This is a genomic window from Microbispora sp. H10836, from assembly GCF_012999525.1.
Taxonomy (GTDB): Bacteria; Actinomycetota; Actinomycetes; order Streptosporangiales; family Streptosporangiaceae; genus Microbispora.
In genome coordinates this window covers 1-25,041 of the sequence record NZ_JABBWU010000019.1, presented here as the reverse complement: position 1 = coordinate 25,041, position 25,041 = coordinate 1, and the positions used below count along the sequence as shown (strand labels likewise).

At 72.3% G+C, this 25,041-nt stretch carries 25 protein-coding genes; 12 read left to right on the top strand and 13 right to left on the bottom strand.

Annotation, left to right across the window (positions count from 1 at the left end; translation table 11 throughout):
• Positions 1-6: 6 nt before the first annotated feature.
• Complete coding sequence (locus tag HHX30_RS29605) at positions 7-999, bottom strand: hypothetical protein (RefSeq protein ID WP_169985804.1); 993 nt, start codon at positions 997-999, stop codon at positions 7-9.
• A gap of 149 nt (positions 1,000-1,148) precedes the next feature.
• Positions 1,149-2,087: an aldo/keto reductase gene (locus HHX30_RS29600; RefSeq protein ID WP_169985803.1), complete on the bottom strand. Its 939-nt coding sequence runs from the start codon at positions 2,085-2,087 to the stop codon at positions 1,149-1,151.
• A 35-nt stretch (positions 2,088-2,122) separates the two neighbouring features.
• Between HHX30_RS29600 and HHX30_RS29595 the strand changes: the two genes are divergently transcribed.
• The 6 genes from HHX30_RS29595 to mshC all read left to right on the top strand — a co-directional run bounded on the left by HHX30_RS29595 (position 2,123) and on the right by mshC (position 7,118).
• Complete coding sequence (locus HHX30_RS29595) at positions 2,123-2,941, top strand: undecaprenyl-diphosphate phosphatase (RefSeq protein WP_169985801.1); 819 nt, start codon at positions 2,123-2,125, stop codon at positions 2,939-2,941.
• Positions 2,938-3,639, top strand: a complete 702-nt coding sequence (locus tag HHX30_RS29590) for a histidine phosphatase family protein (protein WP_169985800.1) — start codon at positions 2,938-2,940, stop codon at positions 3,637-3,639. Before HHX30_RS29595 ends, HHX30_RS29590 begins: the two co-directional genes overlap by 4 nt.
• 9 nt (positions 3,640-3,648) lie before the next feature.
• Entirely contained in the window at positions 3,649-4,218 is a 570-nt protein-coding gene (locus HHX30_RS29585; RefSeq protein WP_169985798.1) for a DUF3090 family protein, read from the top strand.
• A 57-nt stretch (positions 4,219-4,275) separates the two neighbouring features.
• Entirely contained in the window at positions 4,276-5,037 is a 762-nt protein-coding gene (locus HHX30_RS29580) for an SCO1664 family protein (protein ID WP_169985796.1), read from the top strand.
• Positions 5,038-5,131: 94 nt separating this feature from the next.
• The gene (locus tag HHX30_RS29575; protein WP_311922910.1) at positions 5,132-5,896 is read left to right on the top strand and encodes an NRDE family protein; all 765 of its coding nucleotides are present in this window, start codon (positions 5,132-5,134) and stop codon (positions 5,894-5,896) included.
• Positions 5,897-5,906: 10 nt separating this feature from the next.
• On the top strand, positions 5,907-7,118 hold the full coding sequence (mshC, locus tag HHX30_RS29570; RefSeq protein WP_169985793.1) for a cysteine--1-D-myo-inosityl 2-amino-2-deoxy-alpha-D-glucopyranoside ligase: 1,212 nt from the start codon (positions 5,907-5,909) through the stop codon (positions 7,116-7,118).
• A gap of 107 nt (positions 7,119-7,225) precedes the next feature.
• Here mshC and HHX30_RS29565 read toward each other — a convergent pair whose 3' ends face one another.
• The 3 genes from HHX30_RS29565 to HHX30_RS29555 all read right to left on the bottom strand — a co-directional run bounded on the left by HHX30_RS29565 (position 7,226) and on the right by HHX30_RS29555 (position 8,857).
• Complete coding sequence (locus HHX30_RS29565; protein WP_169985791.1) at positions 7,226-7,855, bottom strand: snapalysin family zinc-dependent metalloprotease; 630 nt, start codon at positions 7,853-7,855, stop codon at positions 7,226-7,228.
• Between the two features lie 194 nt (positions 7,856-8,049).
• Positions 8,050-8,190, bottom strand: coding sequence for a hypothetical protein (locus tag HHX30_RS29560; protein WP_169985789.1), 141 nt, complete (start codon positions 8,188-8,190; stop codon positions 8,050-8,052).
• Positions 8,191-8,206: 16 nt separating this feature from the next.
• Positions 8,207-8,857 carry a class E sortase gene (locus tag HHX30_RS29555; RefSeq protein ID WP_311922909.1) on the bottom strand — a complete coding sequence of 217 codons (651 nt, stop codon included), beginning with the start codon at positions 8,855-8,857 and terminating at the stop codon, positions 8,207-8,209.
• A 768-nt stretch (positions 8,858-9,625) separates the two neighbouring features.
• On the opposite strand from HHX30_RS29555, the gene HHX30_RS29550 reads away from it, so the two are divergent.
• From HHX30_RS29550 to HHX30_RS29535, 4 genes are all read left to right on the top strand, one after another.
• Entirely contained in the window at positions 9,626-10,345 is a 720-nt protein-coding gene (locus HHX30_RS29550) for a hypothetical protein (protein WP_169985788.1), read from the top strand.
• A gap of 361 nt (positions 10,346-10,706) precedes the next feature.
• Complete coding sequence (locus HHX30_RS29545; RefSeq protein WP_169985786.1) at positions 10,707-11,387, top strand: hypothetical protein; 681 nt, start codon at positions 10,707-10,709, stop codon at positions 11,385-11,387.
• The gene (locus tag HHX30_RS29540; protein WP_169985785.1) at positions 11,380-13,140 is read left to right on the top strand and encodes a DUF4012 domain-containing protein; all 1,761 of its coding nucleotides are present in this window, start codon (positions 11,380-11,382) and stop codon (positions 13,138-13,140) included. Before HHX30_RS29545 ends, HHX30_RS29540 begins: the two co-directional genes overlap by 8 nt.
• 85 nt (positions 13,141-13,225) lie before the next feature.
• Positions 13,226-13,816, top strand: a complete 591-nt coding sequence (locus tag HHX30_RS29535) for a hypothetical protein (protein WP_169985783.1) — start codon at positions 13,226-13,228, stop codon at positions 13,814-13,816.
• Between the two features lie 71 nt (positions 13,817-13,887).
• Here the strand turns inward: HHX30_RS29535 and HHX30_RS29530 are convergent, their stop codons facing one another.
• The 5 genes from HHX30_RS29530 to HHX30_RS29510 form a co-directional block, all read right to left on the bottom strand.
• Positions 13,888-15,282 (bottom strand): polysaccharide biosynthesis tyrosine autokinase, encoded by a 1,395-nt coding sequence (locus HHX30_RS29530; RefSeq protein ID WP_169985781.1) that lies wholly within the window; start codon positions 15,280-15,282, stop codon positions 13,888-13,890.
• A gap of 8 nt (positions 15,283-15,290) precedes the next feature.
• Positions 15,291-16,319, bottom strand: coding sequence for a glycosyltransferase family 4 protein (locus HHX30_RS29525; protein WP_169985780.1), 1,029 nt, complete (start codon positions 16,317-16,319; stop codon positions 15,291-15,293).
• Positions 16,316-17,314 carry an NAD-dependent epimerase/dehydratase family protein gene (locus HHX30_RS29520; protein ID WP_169985778.1) on the bottom strand — a complete coding sequence of 333 codons (999 nt, stop codon included), beginning with the start codon at positions 17,312-17,314 and terminating at the stop codon, positions 16,316-16,318. Before HHX30_RS29520 ends, HHX30_RS29525 begins: the two co-directional genes overlap by 4 nt.
• A gap of 65 nt (positions 17,315-17,379) precedes the next feature.
• Positions 17,380-18,324 carry an NAD-dependent epimerase/dehydratase family protein gene (locus HHX30_RS29515; RefSeq protein WP_169985777.1) on the bottom strand — a complete coding sequence of 315 codons (945 nt, stop codon included), beginning with the start codon at positions 18,322-18,324 and terminating at the stop codon, positions 17,380-17,382.
• A complete protein-coding gene (locus tag HHX30_RS29510; RefSeq protein ID WP_311922908.1) occupies positions 18,321-19,520 on the bottom strand; it encodes a glycosyltransferase family 4 protein in 1,200 nt (399 codons plus the stop codon). The genes HHX30_RS29515 and HHX30_RS29510 overlap by 4 nt, the downstream gene beginning before the upstream one ends.
• Before the next feature lie 462 nt (positions 19,521-19,982).
• Here HHX30_RS29510 and HHX30_RS29505 point away from each other — a divergent pair, with 462 nt between their 5' ends.
• Both HHX30_RS29505 and HHX30_RS29500 read left to right on the top strand, forming a co-directional pair.
• Positions 19,983-20,210: a hypothetical protein gene (locus HHX30_RS29505; RefSeq protein WP_169985775.1), complete on the top strand. Its 228-nt coding sequence runs from the start codon at positions 19,983-19,985 to the stop codon at positions 20,208-20,210.
• Between the two features lie 45 nt (positions 20,211-20,255).
• The gene (locus tag HHX30_RS29500; RefSeq protein ID WP_211592741.1) at positions 20,256-20,579 is read left to right on the top strand and encodes a hypothetical protein; all 324 of its coding nucleotides are present in this window, start codon (positions 20,256-20,258) and stop codon (positions 20,577-20,579) included.
• On the opposite strand, the gene HHX30_RS29495 is transcribed toward HHX30_RS29500, so the two are convergent.
• The 3 genes from HHX30_RS29495 to HHX30_RS29485 all read right to left on the bottom strand — a co-directional run.
• Positions 20,576-21,952, bottom strand: a complete 1,377-nt coding sequence (locus tag HHX30_RS29495; RefSeq protein WP_169985771.1) for a hypothetical protein — start codon at positions 21,950-21,952, stop codon at positions 20,576-20,578. The two genes, HHX30_RS29500 and HHX30_RS29495, sit on opposite strands and share 4 nt — an antisense overlap.
• Positions 21,949-23,016 (bottom strand): glycosyltransferase, encoded by a 1,068-nt coding sequence (locus tag HHX30_RS29490; protein WP_169985769.1) that lies wholly within the window; start codon positions 23,014-23,016, stop codon positions 21,949-21,951. The genes HHX30_RS29495 and HHX30_RS29490 overlap by 4 nt, the downstream gene beginning before the upstream one ends.
• Positions 23,017-23,108: 92 nt before the next feature.
• The coding region (locus HHX30_RS29485; RefSeq protein ID WP_169985768.1) for a hypothetical protein at positions 23,109-25,041 on the bottom strand (1,933 nt) is incomplete at its 5' end.

Below are 25,041 nucleotides of genomic sequence, written 5' to 3'. Positions count from 1 at the left end.
CCGGGCTCAGGCGAGCCGGTGACGCCCCGACCTGCCGGGCAGCCGCAGGCCGCCCTCGAGCGGGATCGACTCGCGCGGCTCCTGCTGCCCGGCGCGCGCCCGCCGTGCCGAGACCACGCGGGTGGCCAGCAGCGCGGACAGCAGCAGCGCCGCGGTGAGGGCCGTCCCCGCCGCGTCGTAGGACCGGGAGGCGTGCGCGGGCGCCCCCGCGGGGCCGCCGCGCAGCTCGGGCAGCTTCTGCCCGGGCCACAGGAGGGGGATCACGCCGTCCTCGTCCGGGTCCACCTTGGACCGGCGGTGCGTCGTGTCCGGCGCGTCCTCGTGCGCCGCGACGAGACGCGGCCGGTACGGCTCGCGCGGAAGGGTGCCCTCGGGGGTCATGGACGCCTTCGGCCGGGCCGGCTTCTCGCCGGCCGGCCGTGCGTGCCGCGCGCCGTCCGCGTCCTCGCCGCTCTCGCGGTGCCCCTGGGACGCGCAGCCCTCGCCGGCGACCAGGGGCAGGCAGGTCCCCTGGACGGCGCGGGTCAGCCCGTCGGTGAGCTTCTGGACGCTCGGGGCGGGGCTGTGCGTGGCGGCGGATCCGCCCGTCACCGCCTGCGCCGCCGCTCCGGTCGCCGTGTCGGCGGCTCCGCTCGCCGCGCCGACCGCGGTGTCCGCCGCTCCGGTCAGCGTCTGGCCGGCCTCGTCGACCGCCTTGCCGACGTCGTGGACCGCCGTGCCCGCGGCGCTGGTGGTCGTCGTCAACGTGTCGTCCACGACCTTCGTGACCGGTTCCGTCAACCCGCCCGTGGCCTTGTCCGTGACGTCGGTCACGCCGTCCGTCAGCTTGCCCACGCCGTCGACCAGGGAGCAGACACCGCCGGTGACGCCCGAGAGCAGGCCACCGCCCCCCGTGCAGTCGAGCGCCTGTGCCGGGGATGCGGCGAGAGGGAGTCCTCCGGCCAGGGCGATCGCGAGAGCCCCGGCGGAGATCGCGGAGGCCTTGCCTACGATCCCCATGTGTCCCCTTCCGCAGTCTCTGGTCCATCCCCCGACATACCCGTCACTCTTCGCCAGAGCGCGGGGTTATGCAGTAGAAAGTTGCAGTTCGGTATCGATGTGTGATACGTGAGGACGATTCTCGTTCGCCTCGCGACCGGGCGCGGCGCTCACGGGTCGGAGACGTCGTCCAGAGCCTCGCGGATCTCCCACGGCAGCGTCAGCTTCTCCGCCTGCAACACGCCGAGGAGTTGCGCGTGGGTGCGCGCGCCGACGATCGCCGACGACACGCCCGGGCGGTCGCGCACCCAGGCGAGCGCCACCGCGAGCGGCGACACGCCGAGCCCCTCGGCCGCCGTGGTCACCGACTCCACGATGCTGCGGCACCGCTCGTCCAGGTAGGGCCGGACGAACTCGGCGAAGTGCGGGGTGGCGGCGCGGGAGTCGGCGGGGATCCCGGTGCGGTACTTGCCGGTCAGCACGCCGCGTCCCAGCGGCGACCAGGCGAGGACTCCGGCGCCCACGTGCCCCGCGGCCGGCAGCAGCTCCTCCTCGGCGTCCCTGGCCAGCAGGGAGTACTCCACCTGCGCCGCGACGATCGGGGCCCGCGCGTCGCCGCACCGCTGCCAGGTGGCGGCGGCCGCGAGCTGCCAGCCGGTGTAGTTGCACACGCCCGCGTAGGCCGTACGGCCGGTGGAGACGGCGAAGTCGACGGCGGCGAGCGTCTCCTCCAGCGGCACCCGGGGGTCGAACGCGTGGAGCTGCCACAGGTCGACCTCCTCCAGCCCGAGCCGGGCCAGGGAGGCGTCGAGCGCCTGGATGAGGTGTCGGCGGGAGGCGTCCCGCTCCCCGCCGGGGGTGAGCACCGCCTTGGTGGCGATCACCAGTTCCCCGCGCGGCACCACGTCGCGGATGAGCCGGCCGATCAGGCGCTCGGCGTCGCCGCCGCCGTACACGTCCGCGGTGTCGATCAGCGTGCCGCCGGCCTCGGCGAAGGCGGTGAGCTGTGCCGTCGCCTCCTCGGCGGAGGTGTCGCGGGCCCAGGTCATCGTGCCGAGCCCGATCCTGGACACCGACAGACCGCTGCGCCCGACTAGTCGCTGGTCCATGGTGCGGACAGACTAGCCGATAGGCTGTCCGCACCATGGACGTACTACAGGCGATCGTGCTCGGGCTCGTGCAGGGTCTCACCGAGTTCCTGCCCATCTCCAGCTCGGCGCACCTGCTGATCGTGCCCAAGCTGGCGGGATGGGACGATCCCGGCGCCCCGTTCACCGCGGTGATCCAGCTCGGCACCATGCTCGCGGTGCTCATCTACTTCTGGCGCGACATCGTCCGGATCACCTGGACGTGGCTGCGCAGCCTGTGGACGCCGGAGCTGCGGGGCGACCTCGACGCGCGCATGGGCTGGTACATCGGCCTGGGCACGATCCCGATCGGCGTCGCCGGCCTGCTGTTCAAGGACGCGATCGAGGGCCCGGCCCGCAACCTGTGGCTGAACGCGGCCATGCTCATCGTCTTCGGCCTGCTGCTGCTCGCGGCCGACCAGATGGGCCGCAAGAAGAAGGAAGTCGCCGACCTCAACATGCGCGACGGCCTGATCATCGGCGCGTGGCAGATGCTGCCGCTGATTCCGGGCGCCTCCCGCTCGGGTTCCACGATGACCGGCGCGATGTTCCTCGGGTACACGCGCGAGGCCGCCGCCCGCTACTCCTTCCTGCTGTCGATCCCGGCGGTGATCCTGTCGGGGCTGTTCGAGCTGCGGCACGTCGGCGACGGCGGCGGCCCGCCGGTGGCGGCGACCCTGATCGCGACCGTCGTGTCGTTCGTCGTCGGGTACGCCTCGATCGCCTGGCTGCTGCGTTACGTCGCGCGCCACTCGACCATCGTCTTCGTCGTCTACCGCGTCTTCGCGGGGACGTTCCTCCTCACGTTGCTGACCCTCGGGGTGGTGCAGTCATGACGACCGTTCTGCTCGTACGGCACGGGCTCACCGCGATGACCGGCCCGGTGCTGGCCGGCTGGACCCCGGGCGTCCACCTCGACGAGCGCGGCAGGGAGCAGGCGCGCGCTGTGGCCGAACGGCTCGCGCCCCTGGAACTGGACGCCATCGTGTCCAGCCCGCTGGAGCGGTGCCGGGAGACCGCCGCCGCCGTCGCCGAGGGGCGCGCGCTCACGGTCGAGACCGACGACAGGTTCGGCGAGTGCGGCTACGGCGACTGGACGGGCAGGCCGTTGAAGGAGCTCGCCGAGGAGCCGCTGTGGCGGGTCGTGCAGGCCCATCCCAGCGCGGCGGTGTTCCCCGGCGGTGAGGCCCTGGCGGAGGTGCAGAACCGCGCCGTGCGGGCCGTACGCGACTGGAACGAGCGGCTCGGCGAGAAGGCCACCTACATGGTGTGCAGCCACGGGGACGTGATCAAGGCGATCGTGGCCGACGCGCTCGGCCTCCACCTGGACCAGTTCCAGCGCATCACGGCCGACCCCGCCTCCGTCACGGTGATTCGCTACACCCCCCTGCGTCCCTTCCTGCTCAGGGCGAACGACGTGGGCGGGGGAGTGGCCAACCTGGTGCCCCCACCGGAGGTGTCGGAGGACGAAGACGGGGGAGAAACCCTCACCGGAAGCGACGCCGCCGTCGGCGGCGGACCCGGGACCACATAAGGTCGGGCTATGCCGGTCTTCGACTACGATCCGCCTGACAGGTTCGTGGCCGGTGCCGTGGGGCAACCGGGCGCACGAGCCTTCTTCCTGCAGGCCCGAGGCCAGGGCAGGATCACCACGGTGGCGCTCGAGAAGTTCCAGGTCGCCGTGCTGGCCGACCGCCTCGACGAGCTGCTCGACGAGGTGCTGCGGCGCAGCGGGGGGCGCGCGCCGGTCCCGGCCATGGCCCCGGCGGAACTGGCCGACGAGGGCCCCCTCGACCTGCCGATCGACGAGGACTTCCGGGTGGGGACGATGGCGCTCGCCTGGGATCCCGAGACCGCGCAGGTGATCATCGAGGCGCAGGAGGCGACGGAGGGCGACGAGGAGGACGAGCCGCCGCTGGACGACGACCGGCCCGAGCCCGCCGTCCTCAGGGTGCGGATCAGCGCCGCCGCCGCCCGCGCCTTCAGCCGCCGGGCGCTCGAGGTGGTCGCAGCGGGCCGCCCGCCGTGCCCGCTGTGCGGCCGGCCGCTCGATCCCGAGGGGCACATCTGCGTCCGCCTCAACGGCCACCATCCCGGGGTGTTCTCGGCATGAGAGGCACGGCGTGAACGGCTGGAAGGGCGGCGGCGCGCCGCGCGGGCGAGGAACCGGATGACGACGGAGGACGAGGCGAGCATCAGCGACGTGGACGGGCCGGGGCTGGACGACGCGGCGGCCATGCGCCTGCTGCGGGAGGGCACCTTAGAAGTGGCCGGGCGACTCGTCGAGGCCACGAACATGACGCTTTACTGCTCCATCAGCGACGGTGAGCACGCGGCGGCGTGCGTGTACAAGCCGGTGCGCGGGGAGCGCCCCCTGTGGGATTTCCCCGACGGCACGCTGGCGGCCCGTGAGGTGGCCGCCTACGAGGTGGCGGCCGCCACGGGATGGCGCATCGTGCCGCCGACCGTCTACCGGGACGGCCCCTTCGGCCCGGGGATGGTGCAGCTGTGGATCGACGCCGATCCCGAGGCCGACCTGATGGCCCTCATGCGCAGCCGCAACCCCGCGCTTCGCCGCATGGCCGTCTTCGACGCCGTGGTGAACAACGCCGACCGCAAGGGCGGCCACCTGCTGCCGCTGCCCGACGGGCACGTCTACGGGGTCGACCATGGGGTCTGCTTCGCGGTGGAGGACAAGCTGCGCACCGTGCTGTGGCAGTGGCGCGGCAAGACGCTGCCGCGCGAGTCGGTCAACGTGCTGGTGCGGCTGGAGCGCGAGATCGAGCGGGGCCGCCTCGGCCGGCGCCTGCGTGAGCTGCTGACCCAGGCCGAGGTGGAGGCCACGTGGGAGCGGGTCAAGAGGCTGCTGGCCACCGGGGTCCACCCGCACCCCTCCGAGGACTGGCCCGCGATCCCGTGGCCCCCGATTTGATCGCCGCAGACAGGCTTGCGCAAAACGTGCGGATTGTGCACTCTGCAGGGGTCTCTACCGATATTGGAGGGAACGCGCATTGTGTACGGTCATCGTGAGCGTTGAGCCGGAGTCCGGTACGCCCGTGCTCCTCGCGGGAGTGCGTGACGAGTTCGTCGTGCGGCCGTGGATGTCGCCGGACCGGCACTGGCCCGCGTATCCCGGCCTGGTCGGCGGCCGCGACCTGGAGGCGGGCGGCACCTGGCTGGCCGCCGATCCCGCGGGGCGGCGCGTGGCGGCGCTGCTCAACGGAGAGGGGACGGCGGCTCCGGCGGGCCGGCGTCACTCACGGGGCGAACTGCCCCTCCTGGCCGCCGCCACGGGGGAGCTCCCGTCGCTCGACCTGTCCTGGTACGACCCCTTCCACCTCGTTCTCGGCGGGCTCGACGGCGTACGGCTGTGGAGCTGGGACGGCGAGATCCTGACCGAGGAGAAGCTGCCCGAGGGTGTTCACATGATCGTGAACACGGGCTGGGACCGCGGCGAGAGCGCGCCGCGCACCGCCTGGTTCCGGCCCCGGTTCGCCCGGGCCGCCCGGCCCGGATGGACCACGGGCGGCTCGTCCGAACGGTTCTGGGGGGAGTGGCTCGACCCCGCGTCGGGCGCCGGGCTGGCCTGGGACGATCCCCGCGCGCTGGTCATGCGGCGGCGGCTGCCGGACGGCCGGGTCTTCGCCAGCCTGTCGGTCACGCTGGTCGCCCTCGCGGAGCAGGGGCTGCGCTACGACTTCTGCCCCCAGCCGGACGATCCCGACACCTGGCACCAGATCGACACCTCGTGGACCAGACCGGCTGAACCGGTCCGCCGGCCTCGCGGATAGGCTTCACACCATGCGATCGTGGTCTGCTCCGAATGTCCCCAGATTGCCTGGTCCGGGCCTTCCGCTCCGTCTGTACGACACCGCCGCCCGTGAGGTGCGGGAGACGGCCCCCTCCGGCGAGGCCCGTCTGTACGTCTGCGGCATCACGCCGTACGACGCCACCCACCTCGGGCACGCCAACACCTACCTCGCCTTCGACCTGGTAAACCGGGTGTGGCGGGACGCCGGCCACGACGTGCACTACACCCAGAACGCCACCGACGTGGACGACCCGCTCCTGGAGCGGGCCGAGGCGACCGGGACCGACTGGCGCTCCCTCGGCGAGCGCGAGATCGAGCTGTTCCGGTCCGACATGGAGGCGCTGCGCATCCTGCCGCCCCGCGAGTACGTCGGGGTCACCGAGACCGTCGGGGAGATCGTCGATCTGATCGTCCGGCTGGCCGAGCGGGGCGCCACGTACGAGATCGACGGGGACGTCTACTTCTCCGTCGCCGCCGCACCCAAGTTCGGCGCGGTCTCGGGCTACTCCGAGGAGACCATGCTGGAGCTGTTCGGCGAGCGCGGGGGCGACCCCGGCAGGCAGGACAAGCGCCATCCGCTCGACTGGCTGCTCTGGCGGGCGGAACGACCGGGAGAGCCGTCCTGGGAGTCGCCGTTCGGCCCCGGCAGGCCCGGCTGGCACGTCGAGTGCACCGCCATCGCCCTGCGCAACCTGGGCAGCGGCTTCGACGTCGCCGGCGGCGGTTCGGACCTGATCTTCCCCCACCACGAGATGGGCGCCTGTGAGGGCCACGTGGCCACCGGCGAGTGGCCGTTCGCGCGGGCGTACGTCCACGCGGGCATGGTCGGCCTGGACGGCGAGAAGATGTCCAAGTCCAAGGGCAACCTCGTGTTCGTCTCCCGCCTGCGGCAGACGGCCGACCCCATGGCCGTACGGCTGGCCCTGCTGGCGCACCACTACCGCACGGACTGGGAGTGGACGCCGGACCAGCTCGCCACGGCGGAGGAGAGGCTGGCGCGGTGGCGGGCGGCGGTGGCGCGCCCGGCGGGCCCCGCGGGCGGCCCGGTGCTGGCGGCGGTGCGCGAGCGCCTCACCGGCGACCTCGACGCCCCGGGCGCGCTCGCGGCGATCGACGCCTGGGCGGCGGCGGAGGGCGACGACGCCTCCTCACCGGCGCTGGTGCGCGACATCGCCGACGCGCTCCTCGGCGTCGCCCTCTGACCCTCGCCCTGACGGCACGGGCGCCCCTCGCCCCGGCGGCACGGGCCGTCCCCGGGCCGCGGCCACGACGGGCCTGACCCGGGGACGGCGACCACGCCGGACGCGCTCTACGGCGCGGGAACCAGGTCGCGAGCGGTGTCAGGACGGTCGACGAAGAGCTCGCCGGCGGGTTCCTCCGCGCGGAGGGCGGAGCCGGCGAAGTTCGCCTCGACCGCGCTTTTCTCCGCCGCGCTGGGGTTGGCGTTGGTGCAGCTCACCGGGGCGCTGTGACCGGACATCAGGTCGGTGCAGCGGCCGGTGCGCCGGTCGGGCAGACCGAGGATGTGGCCGATTTCATGGGTGGCGATGCGCAGGGGATAGAAGCCCTCGGCGGTCGCCTCCCTGCCCATCCAGATGGTGCCCCGGCCCAGCCTGGTGACGCTCGTGCGGGGCCAGCCGTTGTCGGCGAGCACCACGAAGTCGGCGGGTGTGCCCGCCACGAGCCGGACGTTGCTGACGGAGGCGTTCCAGACCTGTGCGGCCTGGTCCATCACCGTGCGGAACTCGGCGGCCCTGCTCGCGTCGTACCGCAGCACGAGCACCGCCGCGTTCGCGGCCGTGCTCGCCGCCGTGTTCGCCGCCGTGTTCGCCGCCGTGGTGCCGGCCGGTCCGGCCGCCCGGGCCGGCGACACCGTGAGCAGCACGGCCGCTCCCGTGAGCAGGGCCGCGACGGTCCGGAGGAACCGTGACACTCGCATCGGGGACATTCGCACCGTGGACATTCGCATCGGGGACATTCGCATGGGGGGTCTCCTCGGCTGGGGGATGACCACCACGAGGCCCGCCGGTGATCGGGGTGTCTCGGGTGGGGCTGCCGCCAACGTACGTTCGGCGGGCCTGGGGGAGGACAGGCCAATTTCCCCCTACTACCGCGTTATGGAAGGCGGGGCGTTCACCCGATCGGCACCCGTGGGGCCAGCCAGGGGAACACGACGTACCACAGCGCGGCCACCGTCACGCCGGTCAGCAGCAGGACGACGGCCAGCCGGAGCGCGGTGCCGCCGGGCAGCCGCCGCCAGAGGAATCTGTACACGCCGGTTCTCCCTCGGTCAGTCCTGGCGTTCCTCGCGGCGCACGAGCACGCCCTGGACGACCAGGCGCTGCGCCGCGGAGAACTCGGGGTGGCAGGTGGTCATGGTCATCACCGCGGTCGTGGGCCGCCGCCCGGGATGGCCGGGAACGGGGTCGACGACGTCGACCTCCCCGGGCTCGACGACCTCCTTGCGCGTGACCTCGTAGGTGTAGCGGGCGTCCCGCGCGTCCACCACGATGTCGTCGCCGCGCCGCAGTTCGTCGAGCCGGTTGAACGGCGCGGCGTAGGTGGTGCGGTGCCCGGAGAGCACGAAGTTGCCCACCTGACCGGGCAGCGCCGTGCCGGGGAAGTGACCGGGGCCCTTGCGCAGCTCCGCCGGCCCGACGCCCTCGACGACCGCGAACCGGTATCCGGCCCCCAGCCGGGGGATGCGCAGCAGCGCCAGGGCGTCGCCGAGCCGCACCGCGCCGGGGCCCGCGTGCCCCCGGTCCCTGTCGAACACCTCGCCGAGCCTCTGCTGGAGCACGCGCTGCTCCCGCTCGGTCTCCGCGCCGGTGCCCCAGAGCAGGTACGCGTAGAACAGCAGCAGGACCAGCCCCGCGGGCAGGCACAGCTCGCCGATGACCCGTACGACCGTCCGCACGGCCCCGTCGTCTTCTTCCCGCACGGACCGAGTATCGCCTTCACGCACAGGCTCGCGGTGGCGCTGGAACAGGCGTTGGTCGAATCTTTGGCACGCCGGCCAAGGGGCGGTGAGTTCGTCACGTGTTCCGCGCCGTATGGCCCGCGCCGTTCGATCGTGTGCGCGGTCCGTCGCCCCACCTGCGGTGGAGAGTGATCGGTCAACGCCGTGAAAAGGTAAACGATCCTTTCGTTAAGCACTGAGTGCCGGACCTGGAGGCTCTTCCCCGAATGAGTACAACGGTAGAGCGGCGAAATACCGCTGGTGACTCAGTAAATACTTATTCGCTTGAGCCGGCTTTATCGGGAGTCCAAAGTGGCGCGACAAAACACAGTACCTGTTCTTCTGGCGGTGACGGTTGCGGGCGGCCTGACACTCGGCGCCAACGGCATCGCCAATGCCCAGTCCCACTCTTCGGCGCCAGGGCTCGCCACCCATCCGGATCGGTGCGGACCCGGACCCTGCGACCCCGTGGTCGCCGGGAACGGAAACGCCGGCGGCACAGCCCGGGAGGAGAGGCACTCGAACCCGCCCCACCTGCGCCCGGGCCTCCTGTCGCTTGGCCTGGGCCTGGGGCTGGGGGTAGGGGTAGGGGCTAAGTCCTCGGCCGGCGTAGGAGTGCGGGTCGAGCCTGCCGCGAACGCGGCGATCGGGACTGCCGTGAAGGCGGCGATCGGGACTGCGGCGGACGCGGATTGCGTTTGCGTCCCTGCCACCGATGCGGCCGGGCCGGCTCCGGAGAAGAGTAAGCCGGTGACCAGGCCGGTGACCCAGCCGGAGAGCCGGGTCGAGCCTGTGGTGAAGGCCGAACCGGAGACCCCGTCCCAGCCTGCGGCCGGGCCTGCTCCGGAGAAGACCGAGGCGGAGACCAAGCCCCCGGTGGACGCGGAGGCCGGGCCCGTCGACGCGGACACCGTTGTCGAACCGGTCGTGCCGGCGGCGGTTCGGGAGCAGCGACCGACGACTGTGCCGGAGACTCAGGTGGTCGCACAGCCCAGCGACCACAACGGCGGGTGGCCGACGTGGAACCAGCCCGCGTGGGGTGGCGGCAACGGACCCGGCGTCCGGACGAACAACCAGACGCCGAACGGCAACGCACCGGCTCAGCCCGTCGTCGCGCCTCTGGGCACGGGCGGCAACGCGGGGATCGCTCCGGCGCAGAACGCCGCGCATAGCGCCCCGGGGGCGCCGCAGGCCGCGCCCGGCGCAAGCGACCTCGAGAACACACCGGAGGAGGAGCCCGAGGAGACTTCCGGCGAGGATGCTCCGGAGAAGACGGTGCCGGAGGTGCCGATGAGGGTGACCCCTGAGGAGGCGGCGCCCGCGGGCGGTCCGGCCGGTGGCGCCGCCCTGCCGTTCACGGGGGCGCCGACGGGAGTCGCCGCCGCGGGCGCGGGCCTGCTCGCCACCGCCCTCTCCCTCGGCTGCGCCCTGCTGTTCTCCCGGCGCCGCCGCTCCGCAGACGCCGAGTAGACGGCGAGGACAACGCCGTTCGCCGTCGTCGGCCCTCGTCTTCGTGCCGGCCGAGGCCGCTCGCTGTCCAGACGTCGAGCACAGGAGCGGTAAGTCCGTCGCGTGTCCCGCGCCGTACGGCCCCCGCGAGCCGTACGGTGTGCGTCTCGCACCATTCCGCCGGGGTTATTCGGCTGTGGTCAACGAAGCGAAAACCTGGACGATCCTTCGGTAAGCACCGTGCGCCGTGATGGAGAGAGTCTTCCCTGGACGCATATAACAGTCGAGCAGCGAAATGTCGCTGGCAATCAGCGCAAATGCTCAATAAATTGAGCGGCCGTTATCGGGAGTCCAAGTGGCGCGAACTAAAATACCTATCTTCGTGGCGGCGGCGGTCGCCGGCGGGCTGGCCCTCGGGATCCCCGGGGCCGCGGCGGCGCAGTCCGTCGGCTTCACCGTCCTCCCGTCGGGCGACGGCGTCTATCCGCCCAGGCCCGTCGTGGTGGAGAACGTCCAGACGCCGACGGAGCCGGTGGTGGTGAGCGACAACCAGGTGACGCAGCCCAACAACAACGGCTGGATCTGGCCGCAGAACAACTGGCAGGGCTGGAACTGGCCGCAGGCCTACACCAACAACGACACCACGAACAGCAACGCGCAGCCTGTCGTCGCACCCGTCGGCGCGGGCGGCAACGGCGGGGTCATGCCGGTGCAGAACGCGGTGCAGTCCGCCCAGGGCGCGCCCGAGGCGGCCGGGCCCGTCGGGGAGGAGTCGGAGGAGGTGCCGGAGGAGGAGACTGAGGAGGAGATGCCTGAGGAGGAGACCTTCGACGACGAGGACTTCGAGGACGAGGACTTCGACGAGGCGGCGGGCATGGGCCCCGAGGAGACCATGGGCGGGGGCGGTCCGGCACCGGTCGCCGCGGGTGGCCCGGCCGGAGGCCCGCAGCTGCCGTTCACGGGCGCGCCGATGGGCGTCGCCGCCGCGGGTGCGGGTCTGCTGGCCGTCGCCCTGGGCTGCACGCTGATGTCCGCGAGGCGTCGCCGGTCCAGCGGTGCCTAGTAGGAGGAATCGCCGGCTGGTCGTCGTCGGCCTGCCGTCGCTGGCCCTCGGCCTCGTGATGGCCGGGGGCTGGGCGGCCCATCTCGGGATGAGCGTGCGCGACCATCTCGAGGCGACGCGGGCCGCCCTGCTCCGGCTGCGCGCGGGCGACGTCAGGTCGGCTTCGGCCGCCAGGGCGCTCGCGGACGCCCGTACGCACGCGGCCGAGGCGCGGCGGCTGACCGGCGGCCTTTATTGGGGGCTGCTCACGCACCTTCCGGTGGTGGGCGACGGCGCGGCGACGGCCAGGGGGCTGGCCGCGTCCGTAGCGGACGTCACCGACGTGCTGACCCGGGTGGAGCGCGCCGCCGCGCCGCTGCTGTCCACGAGCGCGCAGTCGCCGGGGGACCTGCGGCGCGCGCTGGCCGCACTCGACGCGATGGCACCCGTGCTGCGGGACGGCGTCGTCCGCGTGGAGGCGGCGAGGTCGCGCGTCGCGCGCACGCCGGCGTCGACGGGGCTGGCCGCCCTGGACGGCGCGCGCGACATCGTGCTCCGCGAGACGGTCCGGCTCAGGGGCCTGCTGAGCGGGGGAGCGGACGCCGCGGCTCTCCTGCCGCCCATGCTCGGCGGTGGCGGCCCCCGCCGCTACTTCCTGGCTTTCGAGACCAACGCCGAGGCCCGCGGCACCGGGGGCCTCGTCGGCGCGTTCGGCATCCTCAAGGCCGACGGCGGCAGGGTGTCCGTCACCCGGCTGTCCGCGAACACCGGCATGGCGGCGAGCGCGAAGCCCGTCGCCGACCACGGCCGGGGGTTCGCCTCGCGGTACGGCCGGGGCGCGACCACGACTCTGTCAGTGTCCAATCTCTCCCCGCACTTCCCCTACGCGGCGGTCACCTGGACCGGCTTGTGGCGCCGTCAGACCGGCCAGGAGCTCGACGGGGCCATCGCGACCGACCCGGTCGCCCTCTCCTACATCCTGGGCGCGATCGGGCCGGTGAAACTTCCCGGAGGCGAAACGGTGACGGCCGGCAACGTCGTCGACCTCACCGAACGGGCGGCCTACGCCCGCTACCCCGATCCCGCCGAGCGCAAGAAATACCTGATCAGGATCGCCGGCGCGGTCAGCGAGGCGCTGACCGGATCGCTGGACCGGCCCACGCGGCTGCTGCCCGCCTTGGAACGCATGGTCAGCGAGCACCGGCTCCGGGTCTGGAGCCGGGCCGAGGACGAGCAGCGCCGCCTGGCGGCCACCCCGCTCGGCGGGGTGCTGCCCGAGCGGCGGGGGCCGTACGCCGGGCTGGTGGTCAACAACTCGGCCGGCACCAAGCTCGACTACTACCTGAACCGCTCGCTCAGCTACGAACTCGGCCCGTGCCGCCCGGACGGGCAGCGCACCTCCCGGGTGCGGATCCGGCTGACCAACGACGCGCCGCGCGGGCCGCTGCCGACGTACGTCACCGACCGGCTCGACGACCCCGGGCACCCGCACGCCGCCGGGTCCAACCTGCTCTGGGTGTCGCTGTACGCGGCGGTCGGCGCCAAGGCGACGGCGGTGCGGCTCGACGGGCGGCCCATCTCGTACTACGCGGAGACCGAGCGGTCCCATCCCGTCTACTCCAAGGTCCTGGAGTTCGCGCCCGGCCAGTCGAGGACGCTGGAGATCGACCTGCTCGAACCGTACTCGGCGGCGGCCCCCGTGGTGCCCTCGCAGCCGCTCGTCCGCCCGCAGCGGACGAGGGTGACGGCCGACAGCAGGGGCTGCTCCTCCTGACGAGCGCCGACGGGAACCGACAGGATCCGTAAAACCCGGCGTGCCGCGATCGGCGGCACGCCGGGCGCCGCCTAGCGTCCCGCCCATGGAACGTACGCATACGGAGGGCTCGGGGACCTTCCGCATCCTGTTCGTGTGCACGGGCAACATCTGCAGGTCGGCCATGGCCGAGCGGCTCGCCCTGGCCGCGCTCGGGCCGGACTCGCCGATCCTCGTGGGCAGCGCGGGAACCCGCGCCAGGGCGGGGCTGCCGATGGCCGAACGGGCACGAACGGTGCTCCTGCGGCACGGCGGGGACCCGGCGGGTTTCGCGTCACGTCCGCTCACCGCCGAGGCGGTGGCCGGCGCCGATCTCGTGCTGGCGGCCTCGTCCGAGCATCGCGCCGAGGTCGTCGCCCTGCGTCATCGCGCGGCCGCGTGCGCGTTCACCATCGCCGAGTTCGGCGCGCTCGCCGGCGCCGTCCCTTCCGGCAGAGTGCTGAGCCACCGGCATCCCGCCGGACGGGCGCGAGCCCTGCTGGCGGAGGCGGCGGCGCTACGAGGGCTGGTCCGGGTGGACCAGCCCGACATCGCGGACCCCTACGGGCGTTCCCGCAGGGCCTATCGGGAGGCGGCCCGCCGCATCGCGGACGCGCTCGCCGTCCCGATCCGCCTGCTGACGCACGTGCCGGCCTGAGCGAGGCCGTCACCACACAGAAACGCGTGGGGCCGCGTCACACGACTCGGCCTCACGCACGTAGTCGCCCGCTACACCGGCAGGGGCGCCTGGGTCTGCGGGGTCTCCGGTGCCGTCTCCTGGTCAGCCGAGTCGTAGCCGTAGCCGTAGCCGTAGTAGGAGCCGTGCTTAGCGGGCACGAAGTTGAGCACGGTGCCGACGAGGCGGGCGTTGATCGACGACAACAGTTCACCGGCACGGAGCACCTGCTCGCGCCGGGTCTTGCCGTGCCGTACGACGAGCAGCGCGCCGTCGCAGATCGCCCCGAGGGCGGCGGCGTCGGTGACGGGCAGCAGCGGTGGCGCGTCGACGATCACCATGTCGTACTCCTCGGTGAGCTGGGCCAGCACCGAGCGCATACCCCCAGAGCCGAGCAGCTCGCTGGGGTTGGGCGGAATCCGGCCGCTGGGCAGCACGGAAAGGCCCGGCTGCCCCCATGTCTGGACGACGTCGTGCAGCCGGGCCCGCTCGATGAGGACGTCGGTGAGGCCGGTGCCGCCCTCGATGCCGAGATAGCGGGGGACGCTGGGGCGGCGCAGGTCGGCGTCGACCAGGATCACCCGCCAGCCCGCCTGCGCCATGGTGATCGCGAGGTTGACGGAGGTGGACGACTTGCCCTCGCCTGGCAGGCAACTGGTCACGACGAGCGACTTCGGCTGCCTGTCCACGCCGATGAACTGGAGGTTCGTCCGCAACGACCGGAACGCCTCCGCCCGCGACGACCGGCCATGGCCGCGCAGGATCAGCGGATGCCGCCGGGCGTCCCGTTCGTAGCCGATCACGCCGAGGATCGAGCTGCCGGCGATCTCCCGCAGGGCGTCGGCGGTCTTCACGGTCGTGTCCAGGTGGTCGCGCAGGACGATCCCTCCGACGACCGTGAACAGCGCGATCAGCGCGCCGAGCGCGAGGTTGACCAAGGGCCGGGGGGAGACCGGAACCTCGGGGACCTCCGCGTTGTCGACCACCGTGACCCTGACCGTGGGCGGGGTCTTCGGAGTGGGCCGCTCGATCTCGTCGATCACCCGTGTGAACGCGGAGCCCAGGGCGTCGGCCCGCCGGGCGGCGCGCGCCGGGTCGCTGTCGGCGACGGTGACCTGGAGCAGGTTGGTGTTGGGGATCGGGCTGGCGGTGATGGCGTCCTGCAGGTCCCGGACGTCCTCGCCGCCGGCGATCCGGCCGACCACCCGGCGGCTGGTCAGCAGGGCGGCGTACGACTGCACCCGCTGCTGGGACAGCGCCCCCGCCTGGAGGGCAGTCGAGAGGCTGCCCTCCCGGTCGTCCGCCGAGACCAGCATGGTGATCCCGGCGACGTACCTCGGTGTTGCGTGGGTGGTCACGGCGAAGGCCACTCCCGTCCCCGCGAGGAGCGAGAGCAGCAGGAGCGGCCAGTGTCTGCGCATCAGCCGCGCGTAATAGAGCAGTTCCATTGGTGCAGTCAGCCCCTTACACGGATAGAGGTCCGAGGACGGATCGACGGGTAGACCGGGACGCGCTGCGGCAGCACGACGGCGACGAAGACGGCGGCGACGCCGCCGATGGCCGCGATGGCCGGGGCGATCAAGCCCAGCGTCATCGCCAGGTCGGCCAGGCCGGCGGCGGCCGCGAGCGCGGTCAGCGCGAGGGCGGTGAGCCGCTTGCTGAGCCCGAGCCGGTGCAGCCGGTGCGAGAGGTGGTCGGAGCCGCCCTGCAGCAGCGGCCGGCCCGCCCTGCGCCTGGCCAGCAGCACGATCCCGGTGTCGACGGTCGCGACGAAGGTCGGCAGCAGCAGGCCGGCGACGGCGGTGCCAGGGCCCGTTCCGGTGACCAGCAGGGCCGCCGACGAGGCCAGCGTGAACCCGATGAACAGCGACCCGGCGTCCCCCATGAAGATGCGCGCCGGCGCCCAGTTGTACAGCAGGAACCCGAGGGCGGCGGGGGACAGGGCGGCCAGCAGCAGACCGGTCTCCGGCTGCCCGGACACGAAGGCGGCGGCCGACAGAAGCGCGGCGCCGACCGCGGTGACGCCGCCGAGCACGCCGTCCATGTTGTCCAGCAGGTTGAAGGAATTGGTCACCACGACGATCCACAGCACCGTGATCACCACGTCGAGGCGTCCTCCGGTGACCGGGGCCACCACCCCGCTCGTCACCACCACCCCGGCCGCCAGCCCCTGTACGGCCAGCCGGGTCGGCGGGGGGAGCGGCGCGACGTCGTCGATCAGGCCGAGCAGGGCCATGGCGACGGCGCCGACGAGGATGCCGGCGATCCGCGGGACGGCCGGGCCGGCGAGCGCGAGCGTGGGGACGACCGTGGCCAGCATGATGGCGATCCCGCCGAGGTAGGGGGTGGGCCTTCGGTGCGACTTGTGCCCTCCGGGACGGTCGGTGAGCTCCCAGCGGAGCGCGAGGCGCCGCAGCACGGGGGTAGCGAGCGTGCAGGCGGTGAACGCGGCGACCGCGGTGACCAGGGCGGCGTGGCCGTTCACCGGCCGGTGGCCGCGAGTTCGGCGCGGGCCTCGGCGATGGTCTCCAGCAGGATGTCGTCGAGCGACAGGGCGGGCGTCCACCCGGTCAGCCCGCGCAGCCTGCCGGTGTCGGGCACCCGGCGGGTCATGTCCTCGAATCCGCGGCCGTACGCCTCGGCGTACGGGACGAGGTCGACGCCGGACGTGCTCCCGGACAGCTCGATGATCAGCTTGGCGAGTTCCAGGATGCCGACCTCGTCGCTGGAGCCGACGTTGAAGGTCTGCCCGACGGCGCGCTCGTCGTCGAGCAGCAGGACAAGGGCCTGCACCACGTCCCGTACGTGCGCGAAACAGCGGGTCTGCGTGCCGTCGCCGTGGACGGTGAGCGGCACGCCGGACACCGCCTGCCGGACGAGCCGCGGGATGACCATCCCGTATGCCGGGCTCTGCCGGGGGCCTACGGTGTTGAACAGCCGTACGACGATCGTCGGCAGCCCCCGCTCCCGGTGGTAGGCGTTGGCCAGGATCTCGTCGACGGCCTTGGCCGTGCTGTAGGCCCACCGGACGATGCCGGGGCTGCCCAGGATGCGGTCGGCCGTCTCGGCGAGCGGCCCGCCGGAGTTCTTGCCGTAGATCTCGCTCGTGCTGGTCACGAGGATCTTCCGCCTGTATCGGTGCGCGGCCCCGATCACGATCTCCGAGCCGCGGATGTTGGTCGTCAGCGACCGCAGCGGTCGCTCGACGATCAGTTTCACCCCGACGGCGGCGGCGAGGTGGACCACGACGTCGCACTCGTGCACAAGCTCGTCCACCATGAGTTCGTCCAGAACCGAGCCCTGGACCACGCGCAGCCGCGGGTGACCGGCGTGGTGCGCGAGGTTGGCCGGGCGGCCGGTCGACATGTCGTCCAGAGCGACGACCGAGTCGCCGCGAGCGAGCAGGGCGTCGGTCAGGTGGGATCCGACGAATCCGCTCCCGCCGGTGATCAGATATGTGTTCCCGCTTGACGTGGTCAAGGATCTCTCCCAGCAAGTGGAGGTTGACAGGATCGCAATAGGACTTCGTGCGCAAAAGTGGTGCGTCATGCGCCACAGGCGCCGGACGCCTTCTCGAACCAGGTCACGGTCAGCCGGAGCCCCTCCTCCAGCGGCACCGGCCGTACGTCCGGAAACCGATCGAGCAGCAGACGTGAGGAGGCCTGGGACTCGCGGATGTCCCCAGCGCGGGATGGCAGGAACTCCGCCTCCACCGGCCGGCCGAGGATCCGCGCGAGCGCGTCCTTGAGGTCCAGCAGGGACACCCGCGTGCCGAACGCCAGATTGACCGGCATGACGCTGGTCACCCGGCGGACAGCGGCGTCGGCGACCACCTGCGCCACCGATCCCACATAGGTGAAGTCCCGTGCCTGCCGCCCGTCGCCGTGAATCGGCACGGGAAGGCCGCGGAGGGCGGCGCTGACGAACGCCGGCACGACGGCGGCGTACGCGTGCCCGGCCGGCTGCAGCGGGCCGTACACGTTGAAGAAGCGGAACGGCAGAACCGGCAGGTCGTAGCTGGCGGCGTACGCCAGCGCGTACGCCTCGGTCGCGAGTTTGCTCGCGCCGTACGGGCTCAGCGGCCGGGTCGGCAGGTCCTCATGCTTGTACGGCTCGGCGCAGTCGCCGTACACGGAGGAGGAGGACGCCAGGATCACGTGCGGGCGGGACGCCCGGCACGCCTCCAGGACGTGGAGTGTCCCCGTAGCGTTGACGGCGTGTGAGGCGAGCGGGTCCTTCACCGACCGGGGCACCGAGGGCCGCGCGGCGAGGTGGATCACATGCGTCGCGCCGGGCACGAGCTCGGCCAGCAGGTCCCGGTCGAGGATGCTGCCGGTCACGAGGTCGGCCCCGACGTCGGCGAGGTTGGCCGCGTCCCCGCTGCTCAGGTCGTCCAGCACGGTGACGCTCTCGACCTCGGGCCGGGTGGTCAGCGTCCGGCAGAGGTTGGCGCCGATGAAGCCGGCGCCTCCTGTGACGAGGACTCTCATGCGATGCTCCTCGGGAACGACGGGCTGGACGCGGCATACAGCGACCGGTAGAGCGCCTCGGTGTCGGCCACCAGGCGCTCGACCGCGAAGGACTCCGTCGTCCAGCGGCGGGCGGACTCGCCCATGCGGCAGGCGAGCACCGGGTCGGTCAGCAGCCGGAAGACGTGCTCGGCCAGCTCGCCCGCGTCCGGGGCGGCCAGCAGGCCGGTGACGCCGTGACGGACGACCTCCTCGACGCTGCCCACGCGGGTGGCGACGACGGGTGTGCCGGCCATGCCGGCCTCGATCAACGTCAGCGGCGTGCCCTCGTTGTCGGAGGTCAGCAGGACGACGTCGGCCGCCGCGTACACGGCCTCGACGTCCGCCCGCCACCCCAGCAGGTGGAAGGCGCCCGGCGCGGCCGCGGCCACCCGCTCCACCTCACCGGTCAGCTCGCCGCCCCCGCAGACGACGAACCGGCAGGCGGGCAGCCGGTGGAGCACGGCCCGAGCGGTGTCGAGGAACCGGTCGGGCCGCTTCACCCCGGTGAGCCGGCCGACGAAGGCGACGACGGGTGCGTCCGGGGGCAGACCCAGGCCGGCGCGGGCCGCATCCCGGTCGGGAAGCCGGCCCAGCGCCACACCGGGCGGAATCACGACGTACTGCTCCGGCCGCCCGATCCCGGCCGCGAGCAGGTCGTCGCGCACGTTGGCGCCCACCGTCACCAGCCGGTCGGTCATGGCGGCCAGCCGCCGCTCCACCCACACATAGAGGCGGCGCTTGGCCGGCGAGAAGTAGCCGTCCAGCAGATGGCCGTGGAAGACGTGCACCCGGGCCGAACCGACCCGGGCGAGGCGGGCGGCCGCCCGGCCGAGCGCGCCCGCCTTGGCCGTGCGGGTGTGCACGATGTGCGGCCGGAACTCGCGCATCTCGGCGGCCAGTCGCCACAGCGCGCGCCAGTCGTCGCCCGGCCGGATGGAGCGGCCCAGGCCCGGGACGCGGTGCACCCGTGCCGCCGTTTCCCCGAGCCGGTCGCCCTCGGTCTCCTCGACCTGCCCGGTGTAGAGGCGGTGATCGAACTCCTCGGTGTTCAGCCGTTCGCGCAGTCCCAGGATCTGAGTCGCCGGGCCGCCGATGTTCATGCGCGCGATGATTTCCATGACCCGAATTCGGCCGTCCGGTCTCACCACGGGCTCCTCGATGATGAGCCTGTTCACGTCGGAGACGCTAACCCGCGATTTGAGCTTTTCGCCGACACCGTCACGGCGGCGGCGAAGCCTTTTCGCATTCCCTACCGAGGCATGATCGAGGCCCTGCCCGTTCATCGGTCCATCAGCAGCGCTCTGAAATCGCTCTTCTTCGTTCCGGCCGCAATCGAGCCGCCGGGCTGCTCGGCCGTGGGCGATCCCCGCGATCGGGTGAAAATCCATGCCGATCCGTTTCCGAGATATTGGCGTTGCGCTCCGCAGGGCGATTAAACGGGTCGCGTACCATCCGACCATGAATATCCGCGTCATCGCTCGAAATGCCGTCAGCCCTGCTTATCTCCCCGTAATGACGCGGAAAATATGGTCGTGGCTAAGCCATGGACACGACCGAGAGAGGATTGCCGCCCGCGCCTGGGCAGTGAAACACGCCGAGGATATGGACGCCTGGGGGAGCGGGATCGATCCCATCCTGTGGCGGGAGGCAAGGAGTTCGTCGAGTCCCTCGCAAAACGCCGCTCGGCCGCGTATGGAGGCACTCGCCGCCGCCGGGGTGGACCGGGCGGGGCGGGCGGCATCGAGCTGCTCTACCTGCTGACCAGGCTGCTGCGCCCCGCCCTCGCCCTGGAGACGGGGGTGGCAGCAGACTGGTCCACCGCGGCGATGCTCGCCGCGATGCGGGCCAACGGAACCGCCGGCTGATGTCCAGCGACTTCCCTTGCAGACCCGGAACGCTACATCGGCTACGTGGTGCCGGACGATCTGAAGAGCCGGTGGAGCCTGCGCATCAAGGGCGACCGCAGCAACCTCGAGGAGTTCCTCCGCCCGGACACGATGGTCGACCACGTCCACTACGACTCGGACAAGACCAGGGACGGGCGGGAGTACTTCCTCCGCCGGGTGCGGTCCCACCTGACCGGCAGGCACGTGCTGGTGATGGACGACATCCAGGACAACCTGGTTTTCCGGGAGTACACCGAGCGGCAGCCGCACTTCCACGTCTTCCCCGTACGAGGGCAAGTACATCGGCGTCACGGGCTCCGGCCTGCGGGCCGTCGAGCGTCGCTTTAGACCACGGTCCGTGGGCCGCCGCTCTCCGCCGGTGCCGCGGGCCGCACCGGGTGCTCCGGCAGGCGTATCCGCTCGACGAGGCCGGGGAGCGACGCGATCCAGAACGCCGAGCAGGCCGCGGCGAGCGCCAGCGCGCCCCAGCCGTACGCTGCCGCGGCGGGCAGCGTGCCGGACGCGGCCAGATTCGCGGTGGCCAGCAGCGCGACGAGAAGCGCCGCCTCCGCCGAGAGGTACGCGAGTCGGCGGCCCGCCCGTCCCACCGCGAGGGGGAGGACGTTCGACCAGCACACCACCCCCTTCACGCAAGCGGCGGCGAGCAGCGGCGTCGCAGCGGCGGCGACTCCGGCGTACTGCTTTCCGTAGGCCACGGCGATGACCGTGCTCATCAGCGGAAACACGGTGGTGACCACCACGACGCCGGCCAACGTGAGCAGGAGGGTCGCACGCAGCACGTCCCGCCTGATCCGCACGCCGCCCTCGCCGTCGGCCGCCGCCCGCGCGATCCGCGGGTAGAGCATGGCGGCGACCGGAACGGCGAAGTTGGCGTAGAAACGGCCCGGCGCCGACGCGATCTTGAGTGTGGTCACGAGGGCCGGGCCGCCGACGAGCCCGGCGACCGTGAGGATGCCCGTGTCCGAGATCCCGGCGACGGCGGTCCCCAGCGACGTCTGGACCGTGTACGCCGCCAGCCCCGCGGGCAGCCGCGGGCGGCCGGTCGGCGGGCCGAGCGCCGACACCGCCGCCCGGGTGGCGGCCCGGCAAATCACGGCGGTCATGAGGAGCGAGCCCACCGCCTGCCCGGCGAGGTAGAGCAGTGGACCGCCCGCGTACAGCCCCGCCAGGGACAGGCAGAAGGACAGCAGCGCGGCCCGGATCCGGAGCGTTCCCAAGACCCGCAGGCGATCCGCCAGGGCGAACCCGGCGCCGGCCGTGGCGTACGGCGCCGTCACCTGCCGGCCCACCACGGACAGAGCGATCATCAGCGCGGCGTCGTCCGAGATCAGACCTGGCAGCCCGAGGGCTAGCACCGCCACGAGGGCGACCGCCGTCGCCGCCGCGCCGAGGCCGGCGCTCCACCGGAGCAGCAGGAGGAAGAGCGCCGATCCCTGCCCGGTCTGGCGCTGTTCCACGGGGACGAACCGCTGCGCGGCGTTCTCCAGGCAGGGATTGGAGAGCAGGAACCAGAGCCCGGCCACGGACTGGGCGAAGATGACCTGGCCCGAGGTCTGCGTGCCGGTCGTGCGGACCAGAGCGATCAGGCTGAGCGCGGGAAGCACCGCCTCTCCGAGCCCGGCCGCGCTCAGGGAGGTGAAGGTGCGCAGGTGCCCCAGGACCGGGACCCGCCGGACGGCCCGGCGGAGGACGTCTCTCATGGGCGGGCCCTGATCTCGTCGTAGAGCCGGTCGAACCATTCCGCAGCGCGGCGGATGTCCACCAGCTCCGCGCTCGCGCTCGCGCCCGCGCGCAGCTTCAGATGCGTCTCGGGGTCCAGCGCGCGGAGGATGGCGTCGCTGAGGGCGGCGGTCTTCCCCGGCTCGACGAGAAAGCCGTTCTCGCCGTCTACGACCAGGTCGGGCACCCCTCCGACGGCCGTCGACACGACGGGCACTCCCGCGGCCAAGGCCTCCATGACGACGACGGGAAGCCCCTCGTACCCGGAGCTGAGCACGAGCAGGTCGGCCGCGGCGATCAGCCGTCCGGCGGAGGGCAGGTGGCCGAGCAGCCGGATGCCCTCTCGGCCCAGCTCGGCCACACGGCGGCTCACCTCGGGCAGCAGCGGCCCGGATCCGGCGAGCAGGAACACCGCGCGCGGATCACGGTCCACCACCCGCGCCGCGGCCTCGACGAGCAGCGCGTGGTTCTTCTGCGGATGGAAGTTCGCGACGTGCACGACGAGGAACGCGCCGGGAGGCACGTCCCAGCTCCGCCTGGTCGCCGCGGCCTCGGCCGCCCACCGGCGCTGCTCCTCCACCCGCACCCCGTGCACGCGTATCGCGAACTTCCGCGAGTGCCCGCCCCAGGCGCGGGCGACCTGCGGTGAGACGGCCACGGTGTAGGCGTCCATCCACCTCGTGGCCCGGTCGAGCAGCGCGGTGGGCAGGCGGTAGCGCACGTTGTGAATCGTCGAGATCAGGGCCGGACGCGGCCTGGCGAGTCGGGAGAGGGGCCGCAGGAACGACGCCGGAAGCGGCGAGTGCACGTTGACGACATCCGGCCGAAGCGCGCGGACCACGCCAGCGAGACGGGCCGGGCGAAGCCAGGCGGGGCTCGAGGTGAGGTCGACGACCTCGACGCCGGCCCCCCGGAGCCGTCTGGTCAGTTCGTCGGTGGACGCGCGCAGGCACACCACCGTGTAGCGCTTCCCCGATGGCGGCGTGGACAGCAGCCTCTCGACCAGCAGCACCTCGGCGCCGCCGACGTCCAGAGTCTTGATCACTTCGCAGATGCGCGGCTCGGGCCGAGGATGACGTCCAGGGATATTCATGTTGGCTTCCATGTCAGGGTGGTTGTGTCGCGATGATGGCGAACTCAGCCGTCGCTCAGCCGATAGACGGAGCAGTCGCTGGAGTGGAAGGCGAGTGTCGCGAATTCTCCGAGCCGGGGGTTGACTTCCGGGAGGCGGTCGACGGCCAGCAGCCACCGCACGCCGTACCGATGCCGGAGGGCGCGCACACCCGCCGCCGTCGGCGCGTGGAAGGCGGCGTCGTTCAACCGGAGTCGTTCGGCGTCCCAGAATGGAAGGCGCTCCGGATCCAGCCCGGGCCGCCACCGGAGGAGATTGGTGCTGGTGTAGCTCCATCCCTCGACCAGCATGTGCCGCTCGGACAGGGCGGCGATCCAGGATTGGCCCCTGTCGCAGGCACCGGGGATGTTCCAGCGGCAATGCGCGTTCGTGGCCACCACGTCGTCCGGGGCCGAGTGATCGCGCAGCCATCGTGCGGCCGTCGCCACCCCCTCCGGGATGACCGCTTCGGTTGTCCCCCGGACCAGATGGGTGTCATCGGTGGCGAGGCCGACGGCTGACACGACCCGCGCGTGCACGTACGCGGTCATGCCGACCGCCGTGCATGCGATCGTGATGAGCGCCCACGCGCGAAGGCGGCCCCAGACGACGGTGAGGAGGACGGCGGCCAGGAGGAGGACGGCCAGGAGGAGGGCGTAGGGGCGATAGAGCAGGCCGTCCGGCTTGCCCGGGCCCAGCGGAAGCGTGACCCCGCAACCAAAGGTGATCAGGTAGGCGACGGCCGTTCCGGCCACGCCGGAGCAGACGGCCATCCGGCGCGAGACCCGGGCTCGCCGCGCGAGCACAAGGGTTCCGCAGACCGAGATGACCGCGAGATACGGGTAGGCGCCGTAGAGGAAGAAGAGCTGACTGCGGCCAGGATGCCCGAACAGGACCGCGGCGCCCAGCCCGGCCGCGCCCATCCCGAGCATGAGTGCGATCCCGGGCCGGGTCAGCGACCGCGGCGCACTCGCCAGCCCGAGGATTCCTCCCCACGCGATGACCCAGCACAGCACATAGATCGAGGTGACCCCGACCTGCCCGGGCATCGTGGGCAGCTGGTCGCGGAGACCGGTCAGCTCCGTCCACGAGACCTTCGCAAAAGAAGCGGGGTCGAAGACCATTCCGTTGCGCACCCCTCGGAACAGCACGACCTGCGCGAAGAGGAGACAGCTCGTGGTCATCCCGAGTGCCGCCAGTGTCGGCCCCGAGGGCCTGCGCCGCGTAGCCACCTCCAGTGCGACCGCTGTCACCAGTCCCGCTCCAAGCATGGGAAGGAAGACGGCCTTCGCTCCCATAACGGCCACCAGGAAAACGCCGAGCAGGACATATCCGCGTGTGTCGCCCCGGTGCCGCAGATCGATGACGAGGAGGACGGCGGGGGCGAACAAGACGCCTCCGAAAGCGTGCGTGGGGCTCGTCCAGGAGGCGTCCGCGATACCTCCCCAGGTGAAGAGGTAACCGGCGCCCGTGTACAGGCTCACGGCGCCGACGGCGACCGCTGAGATCACCGCGGGGAACGCTCCGGTCCAGGAGCCGATGACCCGCCGTGCCACCATGCCCGACAGGATGACCAGCGCAGCCAGCATGGGCGGCATGCCGAGGCGGAACAGCAGCACGAGCGGGTCGATGCCGGTGATCCAGCTCGACGCGGCGAAGTGGGCGTAGACGAACCAGTGGTAGAAGAGCGGTTCGCCGGCGACCATCGGCACGCTCGGCGGCATGTGGTTGCGCAGCTCGCCGATCAGAGCCAGGTGGTAGGGCATGTCGGTGCTGGCGTTGCCGAGTGCGGGCCAGACGAGGGCGTGCTTCCTGATGAAGGTCGCTGTGGTGAGCGCTAGGAGGTAGGTCATGGTCAGGGCGAGTGCCCATGACCACCACAAGGGGGAGGCCTGGTGCTGTGGGCGTCTCCAGTGGCGGCGCAGGCGGGGCACGAGCAGGAACAGGGAGTAGGTGGTG